The sequence below is a fragment of the Pantoea sp. Ep11b genome, assembly GCF_040783975.1.
In the GTDB taxonomy this organism is placed as follows: Bacteria; Pseudomonadota; Gammaproteobacteria; order Enterobacterales; family Enterobacteriaceae; genus Pantoea.
Genome location: NZ_CP160631.1, coordinates 3,393,719 through 3,410,723 on the forward strand (window position 1 = coordinate 3,393,719; position 17,005 = coordinate 3,410,723).

At 58.0% G+C, this 17,005-nt stretch carries 15 protein-coding genes and 1 pseudogene; 14 read left to right on the forward strand and 2 right to left on the reverse strand.

Annotation, left to right across the window (positions count from 1 at the left end; genetic code table 11):
* Nucleotides 1–107: 107 nt before the first annotated feature.
* Nucleotides 108–443: a DUF2002 family protein gene (locus AB1748_RS15860; protein WP_003850360.1), complete on the reverse strand. Its 336-nt coding sequence runs from the start codon at nt 441–443 to the stop codon at nt 108–110.
* Nucleotides 444–596: 153 nt separating this feature from the next.
* On the opposite strand from AB1748_RS15860, the gene AB1748_RS15865 reads away from it, so the two are divergent.
* The 9 genes from AB1748_RS15865 (at nt 597) to emrB (ending at nt 9,983) form a co-directional block, all read left to right on the forward strand.
* Complete coding sequence (locus AB1748_RS15865) at nt 597–914, forward strand: DUF883 family protein (protein WP_111139919.1); 318 nt, start codon at nt 597–599, stop codon at nt 912–914.
* Between the two features lie 297 nt (nt 915–1,211).
* Nucleotides 1,212–1,454 carry a glutaredoxin-like protein NrdH gene (gene nrdH / locus AB1748_RS15870; RefSeq protein WP_111139918.1) on the forward strand — a complete coding sequence of 81 codons (243 nt, stop codon included), beginning with the start codon at nt 1,212–1,214 and terminating at the stop codon, nt 1,452–1,454.
* Nucleotides 1,455–1,458: 4 nt separating this feature from the next.
* On the forward strand, nt 1,459–1,872 hold the full coding sequence (gene nrdI / locus AB1748_RS15875; protein WP_111139917.1) for a class Ib ribonucleoside-diphosphate reductase assembly flavoprotein NrdI: 414 nt from the start codon (nt 1,459–1,461) through the stop codon (nt 1,870–1,872).
* A complete protein-coding gene (nrdE, locus tag AB1748_RS15880; protein ID WP_367395735.1) occupies nt 1,842–3,980 on the forward strand; it encodes a class 1b ribonucleoside-diphosphate reductase subunit alpha in 2,139 nt (712 codons plus the stop codon). Before nrdI ends, nrdE begins: the two co-directional genes overlap by 31 nt.
* 8 nt (nt 3,981–3,988) lie before the next feature.
* Nucleotides 3,989–4,948: a class 1b ribonucleoside-diphosphate reductase subunit beta gene (gene nrdF / locus AB1748_RS15885; protein ID WP_111139948.1), complete on the forward strand. Its 960-nt coding sequence runs from the start codon at nt 3,989–3,991 to the stop codon at nt 4,946–4,948.
* Between the two features lie 138 nt (nt 4,949–5,086).
* Nucleotides 5,087–6,274: an MFS transporter gene (locus AB1748_RS15890; protein WP_111139915.1), complete on the forward strand. Its 1,188-nt coding sequence runs from the start codon at nt 5,087–5,089 to the stop codon at nt 6,272–6,274.
* Nucleotides 6,275–6,576: 302 nt separating this feature from the next.
* Nucleotides 6,577–7,107 carry a transcriptional repressor MprA gene (gene mprA / locus AB1748_RS15895; RefSeq protein WP_111139914.1) on the forward strand — a complete coding sequence of 177 codons (531 nt, stop codon included), beginning with the start codon at nt 6,577–6,579 and terminating at the stop codon, nt 7,105–7,107.
* 151 nt (nt 7,108–7,258) lie between these two features.
* Nucleotides 7,259–8,431, forward strand: a complete 1,173-nt coding sequence (gene emrA, locus AB1748_RS15900; protein WP_367395736.1) for a multidrug efflux MFS transporter periplasmic adaptor subunit EmrA — start codon at nt 7,259–7,261, stop codon at nt 8,429–8,431.
* Between the two features lie 16 nt (nt 8,432–8,447).
* Nucleotides 8,448–9,983, forward strand: coding sequence for a multidrug efflux MFS transporter permease subunit EmrB (gene emrB / locus AB1748_RS15905; RefSeq protein ID WP_111139913.1), 1,536 nt, complete (start codon nt 8,448–8,450; stop codon nt 9,981–9,983).
* A gap of 38 nt (nt 9,984–10,021) precedes the next feature.
* Here the strand turns inward: emrB and AB1748_RS15910 are convergent, their stop codons facing one another.
* Nucleotides 10,022–11,188, reverse strand: a complete 1,167-nt coding sequence (locus tag AB1748_RS15910) for a tRNA/rRNA methyltransferase (protein WP_367395737.1) — start codon at nt 11,186–11,188, stop codon at nt 10,022–10,024.
* Nucleotides 11,189–11,347: 159 nt separating this feature from the next.
* On the opposite strand from AB1748_RS15910, the gene trxC reads away from it, so the two are divergent.
* From trxC to AB1748_RS15935, 5 genes and pseudogenes are all read left to right on the forward strand, one after another.
* Nucleotides 11,348–11,767 (forward strand): thioredoxin TrxC, encoded by a 420-nt coding sequence (gene trxC, locus AB1748_RS15915; protein WP_111139911.1) that lies wholly within the window; start codon nt 11,348–11,350, stop codon nt 11,765–11,767.
* 80 nt (nt 11,768–11,847) lie between these two features.
* Nucleotides 11,848–12,525 carry a tRNA-uridine aminocarboxypropyltransferase gene (locus AB1748_RS15920; RefSeq protein ID WP_293773088.1) on the forward strand — a complete coding sequence of 226 codons (678 nt, stop codon included), beginning with the start codon at nt 11,848–11,850 and terminating at the stop codon, nt 12,523–12,525.
* A 138-nt stretch (nt 12,526–12,663) separates the two neighbouring features.
* Nucleotides 12,664–15,321 carry a bifunctional acetate--CoA ligase family protein/GNAT family N-acetyltransferase gene (locus AB1748_RS15925; protein WP_293773091.1) on the forward strand — a complete coding sequence of 886 codons (2,658 nt, stop codon included), beginning with the start codon at nt 12,664–12,666 and terminating at the stop codon, nt 15,319–15,321.
* Nucleotides 15,322–15,438: 117 nt separating this feature from the next.
* On the forward strand, nt 15,439–16,794 hold the full coding sequence (gene pssA / locus AB1748_RS15930; RefSeq protein ID WP_367395738.1) for a CDP-diacylglycerol--serine O-phosphatidyltransferase: 1,356 nt from the start codon (nt 15,439–15,441) through the stop codon (nt 16,792–16,794).
* Between the two features lie 25 nt (nt 16,795–16,819).
* Nucleotides 16,820–17,004, forward strand: a pseudogene (locus AB1748_RS15935) (hypothetical protein); the annotation flags it as partial.
* Between the last annotated feature and the right edge of the window lies 1 nt (nt 17,005).

Genomic DNA, 17,005 nt, shown 5'->3' on the forward strand with positions numbered 1-17,005 from the left:
TCTATAGTGGACAATTTTATACGCGTCACAGCCGGGAATTGCAACGGCAGGGAAACAGGGAGGCAATACAGAAGGTTCAGTGCCCCGTCGCGGCGGGGCCTGATGCATTAACCGAAAACGCTCTGAATGTAGCGTTCCAGCGCCATGCGGGAACTGAATCCGTGCGGGATGCCATAGTGTTCCTGTGAATCACCCGCCAGGTAGAGAGGGAATTGGGTGTAGTGATCGCAGGTCTTCATTTCTGAAGCAGGTTCAGCAAATGGCTGGCTCTTCTCTTTCAGCGTCGGGTGGATCACTAAGGCCATGCGCCCCATGCGCGCCTCGCGATTCACATAAACGTAGTTCTCTCCACGGCGATAGCCATAGGCCCGTGGGGTAATCTCATCGACTTCGAAACCCGCTTTTTCCAGTACGCGCGCTACCTCATCTGGTCGTAAATACATGCTCGATCCTCTCCTCTTTCAAAAGCTTCGCAACCTTACAACAGCATGACAGAGTGGGCATTCGGATTTTTCCCTAAAGAACCCCCCCGCGTCTCGTTTATCTCAGGGTCGTCTACACTAGTATTACGTTTTTAATTCAAAGGGAGCTAAAAAATGTTTAATCGCACTGTAAAAAACGATGACATTGATATCAATCAGGACGTTAACGAGCTGGCTGATTCACTGGAAGCCCTGCTGAAATCCTACGGCAGTGACGCAAAAGATGAAGTGGACTCCGCGCGCAGTCAGGCAGAGGCGCTGCTGAAGCAGACCCGCGCTAAACTCAACGGCGGCAGCAACCGCGTATCACAGGCCGCGCGTGACGCTGGTGCGCAGGTTGACACCTACGTGCATGACAAGCCATGGCACGGTGTGGGTATCGGCGCGACCGTCGGTATCGTCATTGGTATCCTGCTGGCTTCACGCCGCTAAGCACTCACTAAATCCCCCGAGCCCTGCCCCGTGCGGGGCTTTTTTTTGCTTTTTTTCAGCGACTGCGCGGCAGAAAAAAATTTTGCGGGCCATAAAGCGCATGCCTGCTGGCTTTGCGTCGCCTGCGGAAAGAAAAACCGAGAAACCCCATATATGGTAGGCTTGACCGCCATAACCGCTACATCTAGTATTTATCTCATCACTACACGCTCTGGTTCCTGCCGGAATAAAGCTCGCGATTTGTACCTGAGCTTTCTGACCCGACAGTGAATCCGCCCATAGAGGTAAATACGAATCATGCGCATTATTATTTACACCAAAGATCACTGTGTCCAGTGTACGGCAACGAAAAATGCTCTGGATCGTCAGGGCCTGACCTATCAGCTCGTTAACCTCGACAGCCAGCCGGAGGCGGCCGACAGCCTGAAAGCCCTGGGTTACCGTCAGGTGCCGGTGGTGATGGCCGGCAGCGACCACTGGAGCGGCTTCCGCCCGGACAAAATCGCGACCCTGCGTTCACTTTGTGCTGTCGGGGAATAAGCAGATGTTCCCGCTGGTCTATTTTTCCAGCCAGTCGGAAAACACCCACCGGTTTATTACACGCCTGGGCCTGCCCGCCCGCCGCATCCCGATCGATGCCGGGCAACAGCTGCATATCGACCAGCCCTATATCCTGGTGGTGCCCAGCTATGGCGGTGGCACCCGGCGCGGTGCGGTGCCCGGTCAGGTGATTCAGTTTCTGAATGATGAAGCAAACCGCCGCGGTATCCGTGGCGTCATCGCGGCGGGCAACCGGAACTTCGGAGCCGGTTACGGCCTGGCCGGCAGCATCATTGCAACCAAATGTCAGGTGCCCTGCCTCTATCGCTTTGAGCTGATGGGCACCCCGGACGACATTGCGAAAGTAAAAGCGGGAGTAACCCAATTTTGGCAACAACAGAGATTTTCAACGCCGTGACGCCCGACTATCACGCCCTTAATGCCATGCTCAATCTCTACGACGCGGAGGGTCGCATCCAGTTCGACAGGGATCGCGACGCGGTGCGTCAGTTTTATCTGCAGCATGTGCAGCCCAATACCGTGCCGTTCGCCAGCTGCGCCGAACGGTTACGCTATCTGGTGCAGGAGAACTACTACGAGGCGGCGGTGCTTAATCAGTACGATCCTGACTTCCTGATCGATCTGCATACGTTCGCGGAGAACTGGAAATTCGAATTTAAAACGTTTCTCGGGGCCTGGAAGTTTTACACCAGCTACACCCTGAAAACCTTTGACGGCAAACGCTATCTGGAAACCTTTGAGCAGCGCGCCTGCATGGTGGCGCTGACGCTGGCCCGGGGCGATGCCGCGCTGGCCCGTGCCATCCTGATCGAGATCCTCAGCGGCCGTTTCCAGCCGGCCACACCGACCTTCCTCAACTGCGGCAAACAGCAGCGCGGTGAGCTGGTCTCCTGCTTCCTGCTGCGCATCGAAGATAACATGGAGTCGATTGGCCGCGCCGTGAACTCGGCACTCCAGCTCTCAAAACGGGGCGGCGGCGTCGCCTTTTTGCTGTCGAATCTGCGCGAGTCCGGTGCGCCGATCAAGCGTATCGAAAATCAGTCGTCGGGGGTGATTCCGGTGATGAAAATGCTGGAGGATGCGTTCTCCTATGCCAATCAGCTGGGCGCCCGTCAGGGGGCCGGGGCGGTCTGGCTCAACGCGCATCATCCCGATATCCTCCGCTTCCTGGACACCAAACGCGAAAACGCTGACGAGAAGATCCGCATCAAGACGCTGTCGCTGGGCGTGGTGATCCCCGACATCACCTTCCGGCTGGCGAAAGCGAACAAACCGATGGCGCTCTTCTCGCCCTATGATGTGGAGCGGGTCACCGGCAGGGCCTTTGGCGATATCAGCATCAGCGAAAAGTATGATGAGATGCTAGCCGACGACCGCATCCGCAAAACGTGGATTCAGCCACGCGACCTTTTCCAGACGCTGGCCGAGATTCAGTTCGAGTCGGGCTATCCCTATATCATGTTTGAGGACAGCGTAAACCGCAGTAACCCGATTGCCGGTCGTATCAATATGAGTAACCTCTGCTCCGAGATCCTGCAGGTAAACAGCGCCAGCGAGTACCACGAGGATCTCAGCTATCGCCGGGTCGGCAAAGATATCTCCTGCAATCTCGGCTCTCTGAATATCGCGCACGCAATGGATTCCGGCGATCTGGCCCGCACCGTGGATGTGGCGGTGCGGGCGCTGACGGCGGTGTCGATGATGAGCGAGATCGGCTCAGTGCCCTCGGTTGCCGAGGGCAATCGCCGGTCGCACGCCATCGGCCTGGGGCAGATGAACCTGCATGGCTATCTGGCGCGTGAAGGGATCGCCTACGGTTCACCGGAAGCGCTGGATTTCACCAATCTCTACTTCTGCTGCATCACCTACTATGCGCTCTCGACGTCGAATCAGCTGGCGCAGGAGCATCAGCAGACCTTCGACGGCTTTGCGGCGTCGGACTACGCCAGCGGCGTCTACTTCGATAAATATCTGCAGCGCGAATGGCTGCCACGCACCCCACGCATAGCAAAGCTGTTTGCCGACGCAGGCATAACGCTGCCCACTCAGGCGGACTGGCAGAGGCTGCGCGAGGCGGTGATGCAGCACGGGCTGTTTAATCAGAACCTGCAGGCGATCCCGCCCACCGGATCGATCTCCTACATCAACCATGCCACCTCCAGCATCCATCCGATTGTCTCCCCGATCGAGATCCGTAAAGAGGGCAGGACCGGCCGCGTCTACTATCCCGCGCCCTTTATGACCAACGAGAATCGCCATCTCTATCAGGATGCCTACCAGATTGGGCCGGAAGCGATTATTGATACCTACGCGGAAGCCACGCAGCACGTCGATCAGGGATTATCGCTGACCCTGTTTTTCCGCGATGACGTCACGACCCGTGACATCAACAAAGCGCAGATCTACGCGTGGAAAAAAGGGATCAAAACGCTCTATTACATTCGCCTGCGTCAGATGGCGCTTCAGGGTACGGAGGTTCAGGGCTGCGTCTCCTGCTCCCTGTGATAAATATGATGAAACGTAAACAGATTCAGGCCATTAACTGGAACCGCCTGCAGGATGAGAAAGATCTTGAGGTGTGGAACCGTCTGACCAGCAACTTCTGGCTGCCGGAGAAAGTGCCGCTCTCCGGCGATCTGCCCGGCTGGCAGGCGCTGGATAAACAGCAGCAGCAGCTGACCATCCGGGTGTTTACCGGGCTGACGCTGCTCGACACTATCCAGAACGTGGTCGGCGCGCCGGGGCTGATAGACGATGCGATCACCCCGCATGAGGAGGCCGTGCTCTCTAACATCAGCTTCATGGAAGCCGTGCACGCCCGCTCCTACAGTTCGATCTTCTCCACCCTGTGTAACACTCAGCAGGTGGATGCCGCCTACCAGTGGAGCGAAGAGAATGCGCCGCTGCAGAATAAGGCGCGCATCATTCTGCAGCATTACCGGGCCGACGATCCGCTGAAGAAGAAGATCGCCAGCGTCTTCCTGGAGTCTTTCCTGTTCTATTCCGGCTTCTGGCTGCCGATGTACTGGTCAAGCCGGGGCAGACTGACCAACACCGCAGATTTGATTCGCCTGATCATCCGCGACGAGGCGGTACACGGCTATTACATCGGCTACAAATATCAGCGGGCGCTGGCCGACACCGACGATCGCCGTCGCGAGGAATTACAGCAGTTTGCTTATGATCTGCTGCTGGCGCTCTATGAGAATGAGGTGGCCTACACCGAGGCGCTCTATGGGGAAGTTGGCTGGGCAGAGGAGGTGAAAACCTTCCTGCACTACAACGCCAACAAGGCGCTGATGAATCTGGGCTATGAGGCGCTGTTCCCGGCGGCGCTGACGGCGGTCAATCCGGCGATTCTGTCGGCGCTGTCGCCCAACGCTGATGAGAATCACGACTTCTTCTCCGGTTCAGGCTCCTCCTATGTGATGGGCAAAGCCGTTGAAACGGAAGATGAGGACTGGAACTTCTGATGGCAGGCAGGAGACGCCGCCGCTGCCCCTGTTTAAACCTCTTGTCATGACTGGTATGGCCTGTTAATAAACATACGTCTGAAATAGTTTTTTAGGTTATTATTAACCTCAAATGATTATTAGCGACCGATGCGGTTTATGAATATGACGCGCCAGGGGCTGACGCCTGCCCTGGTGATGCTGATGTCGGTAGCCACCGGCCTCTGCGTCGCCAGTAACTACTATGTTCAGCCACTGCTGAATACGATTGCCCGACAGTTCGACCTCTCGGTAAGCCTCGCCGGTTTTATCGTCACCACGGCGCAGCTCGGATACGCCTGCGGCCTGCTGCTGCTGGTGCCGCTGGGCGATCGGTTTGAACGCCGCAGTCTGATTGTGACGATGATCCTGCTGGCCGCGGCCGGAATGGTGATCATCGCCCTTTCGCACACCTTTGCGTTACTGCTGCTGGGCACGGTGATGACTGGTCTGTTTTCGGTCGCCGCCCAGATCCTGGTGCCGCTGGCCGCGACGCTGGCTGAGCCGGAACGGCGCGGTAAGATCGTCGGAACGGTCATGAGCGGTCTGCTGCTCGGGATCCTGCTGGCGCGTACGGTCGCAGGGGGCCTGGCCCAGCTCGGTGGCTGGCGGACCGTCTACTGGACCGCCAGCCTGCTGATGACCGTGATGGCCCTGGCGCTGTGGCGGTCGCTGCCGCGCGTTAAACAGTCCGTTCCCTTGCGCTACCCGCAGCTGCTGGCCTCTATCTTTCGTCTTTATGCCGGTAACCGGGTAATCCGCACCCGCGCCTGGACGGGCTGTCTCTCCTTTGCCAACTTCAGCCTGCTGTGGACCTCGATGGCATTCCTGCTCTCCGGCGCGCCCTACCACTTCTCCGAAGGTGAGATTGGTTTACTGGGGCTGGTCGGGGCGGCGGGTGCGCTGGCTGCCCGTCAGGCCGGTTCGCTGGCCGACAAAGGCAAAGCGAAGCTGACGACCCGGCTGGGCCTGCTGATTATGCTCGTCTCCTGGGCCGCGATTGCGTGGGGAGCAGAGCAGCTTGTGCCGCTGATCCTGGGCATCCTGCTGCTGGATCTGGCGGTACAGGCCGTGCACATCACCAATCAGAGCGTGATCTATGCGCAGATGCCGGACGCGCGCAACCGTCTGAATGCGGGATACATGACCAGTTATTTTATCGGCGGGGCCGCCGGTTCACTGCTTTCCGCCACTGCCTACCACCTGGCGGGCTGGTATGGCGTCTGTGGCGCGGGCGTGCTGCTGACGCTGATGAATCTGCTGATCTGGGCAGGTGGATCGCGTTTTGAGCCGGAAAAAATCAACTGAACGCTGCCCGGAGCGCGTATTGCATCTGGTCACAAATGGTTAGGTTTGTTATGGTTAGTAGCAAACCTATTCACTTCAGTTATTTTTCCTCGCGATATTATTAAATTTGCCCCCTTTTTGATAACGTCCCGGCACCGTCATTGTCGCCGGGCGGACGGGTTTTTGACCCAGGGCCAGGGAATGGCCTGGAATGCCTTTGATGGTGCAGCGAGAATCTGACAGCGATCACCTGACAAAAAGTGACTACGCTTAGCCTGTCACCATAGTTATTATACAAGTTGCAATTAGTGAGGTTTTTTTTAATGGAAAGTTCGTTTACTCCCATTGAGCAGATGCTAAACATCCGTGCCAATCGCCATAAGGATTTTCCGTTGCAGGAAATTATCCTGACGCGTCTCTGTATGCATATGCAGGGTAAACTGCTGGACAACCGTAACAAGATGCTGAAAGCACAGGGCATCAATGAGACTCTGTTCATGGCGTTGATTACGCTGGATGCGCAGGAAAATCACAGCATTCAGCCGTCTGAACTCAGCTCTGCGCTGGGCTCTTCACGCACCAATGCAACGCGCATTGCTGATGAACTGGAGAAACGCGGCTGGATCGAACGTCGTGAAAGCGATCACGACCGTCGCTGCCTGCACCTGCATCTGACCGATAAAGGCATGGAGTTCCTGCGGCAGCTGCTGCCACCTCAGCATCAGAGCCTGCAATACCTCTGGTCTTCGCTGTCCGGTGATGAGAAGTCTCAGCTGGAAGGGATCACCCGTAAGCTGCTTAACCGTCTCGATAAAATGGATGAAGATCAACTGATCGCCTCGCTGTCCCGCTAATAGCAATAAGTGCGACACAATCACCTGTCGGAATCGTTATTTTAATTTCCTTTTTTATCTGGCCAGCGCTCAGGCGCTGGCTTTTTTCGACCCGGGCGCTGGCGGACAGGGATCGCTGCCCCCCGACTAAATGGAAAATGTGGAGAAAGTCATGAGTGCAACGGCAGAAGCACAACGCCCGCAATCGTCAGCTAACAAAAAGAAGAAGCGCAAAAATGTGCTGATTGTGCTGGCGCTGATCATTGTACTGGCGGGTATTGCCTGGGGCGTTTACTGGTTCCTGGTCCTGCGTCATTTCCAGGAAACCGATGACGCCTACGTTGCAGGTAATCAGGTGCAGGTGATGGCACAGGTCTCCGGCAGCGTAAATAAAGTCTGGTTTGAAGACACCGACTTCGTCAGAAAAGGTGATGTGCTGGTCTCCCTGGATAAGATCGATGCGGAGCAGGCGTTTGAAAAAGCGCAGACGGCCCTCGCCTCCAGCGTTCGTCAGACGCATCAGCTGATGATTAACGGCAAACAGTATCAGGCCAGCATTACGCTGCGGCAGACCGCGCTGGATCAGGCTCAGGCCGATCTGAAACGCCGTGAACCGCTGGGTGCCGCTAACCTGATTGGTCGCGAAGAGTTGCAGCACGCCCGCGATGCCGTCGCGACCGCCAAAGCGCAGCTCGACGTGGCGATTCAGCAATATAATGCGAACCAGGCGATGATCCTCAATACCTCGCTGGAAAATCAGCCTGCCGTGCAGCAGAGTGCCGCGGAGTTGCGTGACGCCTGGCTGGCGCTGCAGCGTACCGAGATTCGCAGCCCGATGGATGGCTTTGTCTCCCGTCGCAGCGTGCAGGTCGGTTCGCAGATTACCACCAACACCCCGCTGCTGGCCGTCGTACCGGCCACCAACCTGTGGGTCGATGCCAACTTCAAAGAGACCCAGCTGGCGGGCGTGCGCATCGGTCAGCCTGCCACCGTGGTTGCCGATATCTACGGCGACGATGTGGTCTATCACGGCAAAGTCGTGGGTCTGGATATGGGCACCGGCAGCGCCTTTTCTCTGCTGCCCGCACAGAATGCCACCGGTAACTGGATCAAAGTGGTTCAGCGTCTGCCGGTACGTATCGAACTGAATCAGGAAGATATCGCCAGACATCCCCTGCGTATCGGTCTCTCCACGCTGGTTAAAATCGACACCGCTAACCAGGAGGGCAGTACACTGGCCACCAGCGTCCGTCAGCAGGCCGCTTACAGCAGCAACGCCCTGGCGATTGACCTTGCACCGGTCAATCAGCTGATCACCGATATCGTCCGTGCCAACGCCGGATGATGACGCGGAGGCTGTAATGGCAAAAAAACCGCTTGAAGGGATGCCGCTGGTCCTGATGACCATTGCGCTGTCGCTGGCGACGTTCATGCAGGTTCTGGACTCGACCATCGCCAACGTGGCCATTCCGACCATCGCCGGTAATCTGGGTGCCTCTAACTCACAGGGCACCTGGGTGATCACCTCGTTTGGTGTCGCTAACGCGATCTCCATCCCGATCACCGGCTGGCTGGCAAAGCGCGTGGGCGAAGTGAAGCTGTTCACCTGGGCCACCATTCTGTTTGCTGTCGCCTCCTGGGCGTGCGGCATGTCAGAGAGCCTGGAGATGCTGATCTTCTTTCGCGTGCTGCAGGGGATCGTGGCAGGCCCGCTGATTCCACTGTCGCAGAGCCTGCTGCTCAGCAACTACCCGCCCGCGAAGCGCAGCATCGCGCTGTCGCTCTGGGCAATGACGGTGATCGTCGCGCCAATCTGCGGCCCGATTCTGGGCGGCTGGATCAGCGATAACTATCACTGGGGCTGGATCTTCTTTATCAACGTGCCGATTGGTGCGGTTGTCGTGTTGCTGACGCTGCAGACCCTGCGCGGTCGCGAAACCAAAACCGAGATCCGCCCGATTGATATGGTCGGCCTGGTGCTGCTGGTGGTGGGAATCGGCTGTCTGCAGGTGATGCTGGATCGCGGTAAAGAGCTCGACTGGTTCAGCTCAACGGAGATCATCGTGCTGGCGGTAATAGCTGTCATTGCGCTGGCGGTGCTGCTGGTCTGGGAGCTGACGGATGATAATCCGATCGTCGACCTCTCTCTGTTTAAATCGCGCAACTTCACCATCGGCTGCCTGTCGATTAGCCTGGCCTACATGCTCTACTTCGGCTCGATCGTTCTGCTGCCGCAGCTGCTTCAGGAGGTCTATGGCTATACAGCCACCTGGGCCGGGCTGGCCTCAGCGCCGGTGGGGATTATCCCGGTGATCCTGTCGCCGATTATTGGTCGTTTCGCCCATAAACTCGACATGCGCCGGCTGGTGACCTTCAGCTTCATTATGTATGCCGTCTGCTTCTACTGGCGCGCCTATACCTTTGAACCGGGCATGGATTTTGGTGCCTCGGCGTGGCCACAGTTTATCCAGGGCTTTGCCGTGGCCTGCTTCTTTATGCCGCTGACCACCATTACGCTGTCGGGACTGCCGCCGGAGCGACTGGCCGCCGCCTCCAGTCTGTCAAACTTTGTGCGAACGCTGGCCGGTTCGATAGGCACCTCGATCACTACCACCATGTGGACGAATCGCGAGTCGATGCATCACAGCTATCTGGCGGAGTCGATAACCCCCTACAACGTCAATTCGCAGCAGATGTACAGCCAGCTGGAGAGCATGGGGATGACGCAGCAGCAGGCGTCCGCCTGGATCGCACAGCAGATTACCAATCAGGGACTGATTATTTCAGCGAATGAAATCTTCTGGGCGTCGGCAGGCGTCTTCCTGATCCTGCTGGTGCTGATCTGGTTTGCCCGCCCGCCATTTGGTGCAGGCGGTGGCGGCGGTGGTGCACACTGACGCTGACATAAAAAAACGGGCCTTTCGGCCCGTTTTTTTTATGCGTTCTGACGCCACCATTCGGCGAGCAGAACACCGGTTGCCACCGAGACGTTGAGGCTTTCCACGTTGCCGGTTCCGCCAATCGACAGGCTCATGTCACCCTGCTGGAAAGCGGTATCGGAGAGGCCTTCGCGCTCCTGCCCTAACACCAGCACCATTTTCTCCGGCAGCGTTGCCTGCGCCAGCGGTGTTCCCTGATGGCTGGAGGTGGTCACGATGGTATAGCCCGCTTTACGGAACGCTTCCAGACCTTCGCTGAAGGTGGCGCCACTGATGGCCTGCACATGCTCAGCACCGCCTTCTGCGGTACGCACGGCCGCACCGGACTCCAGCAGTGAGGCGTCGTTTACCAGCAGACCTTTTACGCCGAAGTGCGCGCAGCTGCGCATAATCGCGCCGAGGTTATGCGGGTTGCTGACATCTTCCAGCGCCAGCACGCAATCTTTGGTATTCGCCTGGCTCAGCCATTCCGCCACGGCCATCCCCATGCGCTTTTTGATCAGGAAGCAGACGCCACCGTGATGCTCAGTGCCTGAGGCTTTGGTGATCTCGGCATCTTCCACCACATGATAGGCTTTGCGGTTGGCCGCCAGCCAGCGCAGGGTTTCGCGGAAACGGGGGGTCACTTCCTGCACGAACCAGGCGCGAACGATCGCTTCCGGGCGGCTCTGGAACAGCGCATGACAGGCATTCTCACCGTAGACGCGGGTCTCTTCGTTACGCTGACGACGGATCTGCTCCGGATCGACAAAGCTTTTGCCGCTGATGCCGCCGTGATCCGGCTTATCATTATCAGCCGCCGCTGACCGATCCGCGGAAGGCGCGCGGGAGACGGTGCGCCACGGTGAATCGCTGTTGCCATAGCCGCCACGGCGCTCATCGCCCCGATCGTTGCGGCGCGGTGCACCACGTCCATCGTCAGCACGGCGTGGTGAGCTGCTGCGACCGGCGTCGTCGCTGCGACGACCCGCGGAAGCTGAGCGGCCCCCTTCCTGGCTGCGTTCAGTACGGGAGCCAGATGAACGACGGTTATCATCCGGGCGGGCAGCAGAGTGACCACCTTTGCCTGTACGAGGATTCGGCGCACGCGCGCTTTTATCGTCCTCGCCACGCACGTACATCACCTTAACTTTACCGCTTTTACCTTTAAATTCGTCGTTCATATCTTCCTCCTGCATTGAGAGCGCGCAGATTACCTGATGTGCTGGCGCTTAGCTATCAACTATTGAACCTATAGAGCAATACAGATTGAGCAAAAATCCGCCCCCTTTCATAATGACCGACTATTGCCAGACTGACACTTTTCAACATCAGAGGTTCCTATGAATACGGTATGCGCTTCCTGTCAGGCAACCAATCGCGTTCCTGACGATCGCCTTGCCGACGTGGCGAAATGTGGTCGCTGTGGAAATGCGCTGTTCGATGGCGAAGTGGTCAATGCCACCAGCGCCAACTTTGACAAATATCTGCAGGACGATCTGCCCGTAGTGATCGATTTCTGGGCCCCGTGGTGCGGGCCGTGCGTTAACTTTGCGCCAGTGTTTAAAGATGTCGCCAGTGAGCGCAGCGGCAAAGTCCGCTTTATTAAAGTGAACACCGAGGCAGAACCGGCCCTGAGTGCCCGTTTTAACATCCGCAGCATTCCGACCATCATGCTGTTTAAAAATGGCCAGCGGGTCGACATGCTGAACGGAGCGATGCCCAAAGCGCCGTTCAACGAATGGCTGGATGAATCGCTCTGACCATTAAGGCCAGCCTGTCTGGCCTTTTCCTTTTCCTCTGCGCTTCGATTACACTGACGTTTTTCCTGCCCTGAATGCCCATGTCTGATAATGCTGTTCTGCGCCTGCGCACCCAACGTCTGGCCCGTGCCACCCGCCCATTCCTCGCGCGTGGAAACCGGGTAGTTCGCTGCCAGGGCTGTCTGCTGCCTGAAGCCCACTGCCTCTGCAGCCAGATCGTCCCGCACTCCGCCCGAAGCCGTTTCTGCCTGGTGATGTTCGATACCGAGCCGATGAAACCAAGCAATACCGGCCGTCTGATTGCCGATATTCTGCCGGACACCCAGGCGTTTGGCTGGTCACGCACCGAGCCGGACCCGCTGCTGCTGGCGGCCGTCCGCAATCCCGACTATCAGCCGGTGGTGGTCTTTCCGGCCGCCTATGCCGATCCGGGCCGCGAAGTGCTGACAGCGCCCCCGGCTGAGGGCAAGCCGCCCCTGTTTATTATGCTCGACGGCACATGGACCGAAGCGCGCAAAATGTTTCGCAAAAGCCCGTGGCTGGACGCCTTTCCGGTGATGTCACTGGCGGTCAGCGCACCTTCACGCTACACGCTGCGTGAAGCGCACGGTGAAGGCCAGCACTGTACCGCAGAGGTGGCCGCGGCGCTGCTGGCGCAGGTGGGTGACGCGCAGGCGGCAGAGGCGCTCTCACACCATTTCGATCGGTTCCGCACGGCCTACCTGGCGGGTAAACCGCATCACGCCGGTCAGGCTTAACCCCCTCGTTCTCTTCTGGCGGGCGGATGCCTGCCTGTAGCGATAACGGGATTGCGATGCACAGCCTGCGATCTGCCCGGAAGCAGCGCCCGCAAAAAGCGTTTACAATCACGCAAATCCCGATCTCTGGAGGGCGAGATGAGCCAACGCGGACTGGAAGCACTGTTACGACCTAAATCAATTGCGGTAATTGGTGCCTCGGTGACGCCCGGGCGTGCAGGCTACTTCATGATGCGCAACCTGCTGGCGGGCGGATTCAGTGGCCCGGTCCTGCCTGTCACGCCAAAATATAAGGCGGTCAGCGGCGTATTGGCCTGGCCCACGATCGACAGCCTGCCTTTTGCGCCCGACCTGGCGGTGATCTGCACCCATTCAAAGCGTAATCTCACCCTGCTGCAGCAGCTCGGCGAGAAAGGCTGCAAAGCCTGCATTATCCTCTCTGCGCCCGCCAGCCAGCTGGCCGAACTCAAAGCCTGCGCCAGCCAGTGGCAGATACGGCTGCTGGGGCCAAACAGTCTGGGGCTGCTGGCACCCTGGCAGGGGTTAAATGCCAGCTTCTCGCCGGTGCCGATCGCTAAAGGGCGTATCGCGTTTATCTCTCAGTCGGCCGCCGTCTCCAATACCATCCTCGACTGGGCTCAGCAGCGTAACCTCGGCTTTTCCTGGTTTATCGCGCTGGGCGACAGTCTGGATACCGATGTCGATGACCTGCTCGACTTCCTGGCCCGCGACGGTAAGACCAGCGCCATCCTGCTCTATCTGGAGCACCTCAGCGATGCGCGACGCTTTGTCTCCGCCTCCCGCAGCGCATCGCGCAATAAACCGATCCTGGTGATCAAGAGTGGGCGCAGCCGCGAAGCACAGGCGCTGTTGGGCACGCACAGCGGACTGGACGCCGCCTGGGATGCCGCCATTCAGCGCGCGGGGCTGCTGCGGGTGCAGGACACCCATGAGCTGTTCTCCGCCGTGGAGTCGCTGAGTCATATGCGGCCGCTGCGTGGCGACCGTCTGATGATCGTCAGTAATGGCGCCGCGCCCGCCGCGCTGGCGCTGGATGAACTCTATGCGCGCAACGGCAAGCTGGCGCAGCCCGGCGAGCAGACCCTTCAGCGACTTGAGGCGCTGCTGCCCGCCGGTGTGGGTCGCGGCAATCCGCTGGACTTAAAAGATGACGCTACGGCAGAGCGTTATGCGGCCTGTATTGAGGTCCTGCTCGACAGCCATGAGCTGGATGCGCTGATGATTATTCATGCGCCCAGCGCGGTCGCGCCCGCCACTGAAACGGCCACGCATCTGATCGAGACCCTCGCCCGTCATCCGCGCGGTAAGCTGGTAACGCTGCTGACCAACTGGTGTGGTGAGTTCTCCTCCCAGGCCGCGCGCCGGGCGTTTACCCAGGCAGGCATTCCGACCTGGCGTACGCCGGAAGGTACGGTGACCGCCTTTATGCATCAGGTTGAATACCGCCGCAATCAGAAGCAGCTGCGCGAAACCCCCGCCCTGCCCGCAACGCTGAACCAGGACAGCGCCCATGCTCACCGGCTGCTGTCGCAGGCGCTGGCGCGCGGCGTGACTGCGCTGGATACCCACGAGGTGCAGCCGGTGTTGCAGGCGTACGGTCTGGCTACGCTGCCGACCTGGATCGCCAGCGACAGCGCGGCCGCCGTGGCAATCGCCGACCAGATTGGCTATCCGGTGGCGCTGAAACTGCGCTCGCCGGATATCGCGCACAAGTCAGAGGTTCAGGGCGTGATGCTCTATCTGCGCAACGCCAGCGAAGTGGAGCATGCCGCGGAGGCCATTTTTGACCGGGTTCGCGAGACGCTGCCGCAGGCACGTATTGAGGGCTTACTGGTGCAGAGCATGGCCAGCCGCGCGGGCGCACAGGAGCTGCGGGTAGTGGTGGAGCAGGATGCGCTGTTTGGCCCCATTATTATGCTGGGCGAAGGTGGCGTGGAGTGGCAGGCCGACAAACAGGCGGCCGTCGCCCTGCCTCCGCTGAATATGACGCTGGCACGCTATCTGGTCATTCAGGCGATCAAGAGCGGCAAAATCCGCAGCCGCGGCGGGCTGAATCCGCTGGATATCCCTGGTCTGAGTCAGCTGCTGGTTCAGGTCTCGGATCTGGTGGTGGACTGCCCGGAGATCCAGCGGCTCGATATCCATCCGCTGCTGGCGGCGGGCAATGATTTTACCCTGCTGGATGTCACCCTGACGCTGGCACCGTTCAGTGGCGACAACGAAGCGCGTCTGGCCATCCGCCCTTATCCTCAGCATCTGGAAGAGCAGGTGGAGTTAAAGGATGGGCAATTCTGCCTGTTTCGGCCCATCCTGCCTGAAGATGAACCGCTGCTGCGCGATTTCATCAGTCAGGTCACCAAAGAGGATCTCTACTATCGCTACTTCAGCGAAATCAATGAGTTTACGCATGATGACCTCGCCAACATGACTCAGATTGATTATGACCGCGAGATGGCGATTGTGGCGGTGCGTCCGCATCAGGGCGGTCAGGAGATCATCGGCGTGACCCGCGCCATCTCGGATGCCGATAACATTGATGCGGAGTTTTCGGTGCTGGTCCGCTCTGATCTGAAAGGATTAGGCATGGGGCGTCGTCTGCTGGAAAAAATGATCCGTTACACCCGGCATCACGGCTTGCAACAATTGAACGGTATCACTATGCCCCATAATCGCGGCATGATTACGCTGGCACGAAAACTTAACTTTCATGTTGATATTCAACTGGATGAGGGTATTGTCAGCCTTAAACTGCCTTTACAGAATGAGATCAACTAACCTTGTAGAGAAAGGTAAAAAACGTTCGAATCGACGGAGTTGATGTTATTATTTATGGTTATAACCCTGATTTGATGGCAAAAGGCCATGCAATGAACAGAGAAGAAGTGCACTGCGATGTTGTCTAAATTCAAACGTAACAAACATCAACAACACCTCGCACAGTTGCCGAAACTGTCACAATCCGTTGCGGATGTGTCGACACTTTATTCGCCTGCCGAATTTCGCACCACGCTGCTGGAAAAGATTGCGGCCGCACAAATACGCATCTGCATCGTTGCGCTCTATCTGGAAAACGATGATGCCGGACGTGCGGTCATGGATGCTCTTTACCAGGCTAAGCAGGCGCGACCGGAACTGGATATTTCGATTCTGGTGGACTGGCATCGCGCGCAGCGTGGCCGGATTGGTGCCGCGCGGGGCGTGACCAACGCCGACTGGTACTGCGAAATGGCGACCCGCTATCCCGATATCGCCATCCCGGTTTATGGCATTCCGGTGAATACCCGTGAGGCGCTCGGCGTACTCCATCTTAAAGGCTTTATCATCGACGATACGCTGCTCTACAGCGGTGCCAGCATCAACGATGTCTATCTGCATCAGCACGATAAGTATCGTTACGACCGCTACCAGCTTATCCGCAATGCCCGGCTGACTGATACCATGTATGAGTGGATCACCCTCAATCTTAAGCCGGCCGAAGCGGTGAACCGTCTGGACTTCGCGGAGCGTCCCTCCAGCCCTGAAATCAAAAATGAAACGCGGCAGTTCCGTCAGGATCTGCGCGGCTTTAACTATCAGTTTGAAGGGGATGCCGGTAACGAAGAGCTGGCCGTCACGCCGCTGGTCGGCCTGGGCAAGCATAGCCTGCTTAATAAAACCATCTTCCATCTGATGCCCTGTGCGGAAGAGAAGCTGGTCATCTGTACCCCCTACTTCAACCTGCCTGCCCTGCTGGTGCGGAACATCATTCATCTGCTGCGACAGGGAAAACAGGTCGAAATCATCGTCGGTGATAAAACCGCCAATGATTTTTATATTGCGCCCGATCAGCCGTTTAAAATCATCGGCGCCCTGCCCTATCTCTATGAAATCAACCTGCGCCGCTTCCTGAGCCGTCTGCAATATTACGTCACCACCAATCAGTTGGTGGTGAGGCTCTGGAAGGATGGCGAGAACAGCTATCACCTTAAAGGGATGTGGGTGGATGACGAATGGCAGCTGATCACCGGTAATAACCTCAATCCGCGCGCGTGGCGACTCGATCTGGAAAATGCGGTACTGATCCACGATCCTCATCAGCAGTTAGCGGCTCAGCGTGAAAAAGAGCTGACGCTGATCCGGCAGCATACCCAGGTCGTCACTCACTTCCGCGAACTGGAGAGCATTGCCGATTACCCGGCTAAGGTGCGGAAACTGATCCGTCGTCTGCGTCGGATCCGAATCGATCGCCTGATCAGCCGTATTCTCTAATGTGCGCCGCCTGCGGGGCATCTTTATGCGAACTGTACTGCCTGCTGTGCTGGTGTGTAGTGGATGTGCCCATATGGCACAGGATGCCTGAACCGGACGGGATAAAGCGGAACACTTTTTTGCCGCCGCTGCGCTGGCTGGCGCTGGAAAGATTTCGCCTGGGATGCCGCCGGTGCAGCCAGCGGCATCGCCCTGTGGAATCTCAGCCAGC

Excerpts from the sequence above, each read along its gene's own strand:
- AB1748_RS15860 (WP_003850360.1), bottom strand. The coding sequence starts at position 443 with ATGTATTTACGACCAGATGAGGTAGCGCGCGTACTGGAAAAAGCGGGT.
- AB1748_RS15865 (WP_111139919.1), top strand. The coding sequence starts at position 597 with ATGTTTAATCGCACTGTAAAAAACGATGACATTGATATCAATCAGGAC.
- nrdH (WP_111139918.1), top strand. The coding sequence starts at position 1,212 with ATGCGCATTATTATTTACACCAAAGATCACTGTGTCCAGTGTACGGCA.
- nrdI (WP_111139917.1), top strand. The coding sequence starts at position 1,459 with ATGTTCCCGCTGGTCTATTTTTCCAGCCAGTCGGAAAACACCCACCGG.
- nrdF (WP_111139948.1), top strand. The coding sequence starts at position 3,989 with ATGAAACGTAAACAGATTCAGGCCATTAACTGGAACCGCCTGCAGGAT.
- AB1748_RS15890 (WP_111139915.1), top strand. The coding sequence starts at position 5,087 with ATGAATATGACGCGCCAGGGGCTGACGCCTGCCCTGGTGATGCTGATG.
- mprA (WP_111139914.1), top strand. The coding sequence starts at position 6,577 with ATGGAAAGTTCGTTTACTCCCATTGAGCAGATGCTAAACATCCGTGCC.
- emrA (WP_367395736.1), top strand. The coding sequence starts at position 7,259 with ATGAGTGCAACGGCAGAAGCACAACGCCCGCAATCGTCAGCTAACAAA.
- emrB (WP_111139913.1), top strand. The coding sequence starts at position 8,448 with ATGGCAAAAAAACCGCTTGAAGGGATGCCGCTGGTCCTGATGACCATT.
- AB1748_RS15910 (WP_367395737.1), bottom strand. The coding sequence starts at position 11,188 with ATGAACGACGAATTTAAAGGTAAAAGCGGTAAAGTTAAGGTGATGTAC.
- trxC (WP_111139911.1), top strand. The coding sequence starts at position 11,348 with ATGAATACGGTATGCGCTTCCTGTCAGGCAACCAATCGCGTTCCTGAC.
- AB1748_RS15920 (WP_293773088.1), top strand. The coding sequence starts at position 11,848 with ATGTCTGATAATGCTGTTCTGCGCCTGCGCACCCAACGTCTGGCCCGT.
- AB1748_RS15925 (WP_293773091.1), top strand. The coding sequence starts at position 12,664 with ATGAGCCAACGCGGACTGGAAGCACTGTTACGACCTAAATCAATTGCG.
- pssA (WP_367395738.1), top strand. The coding sequence starts at position 15,439 with ATGTTGTCTAAATTCAAACGTAACAAACATCAACAACACCTCGCACAG.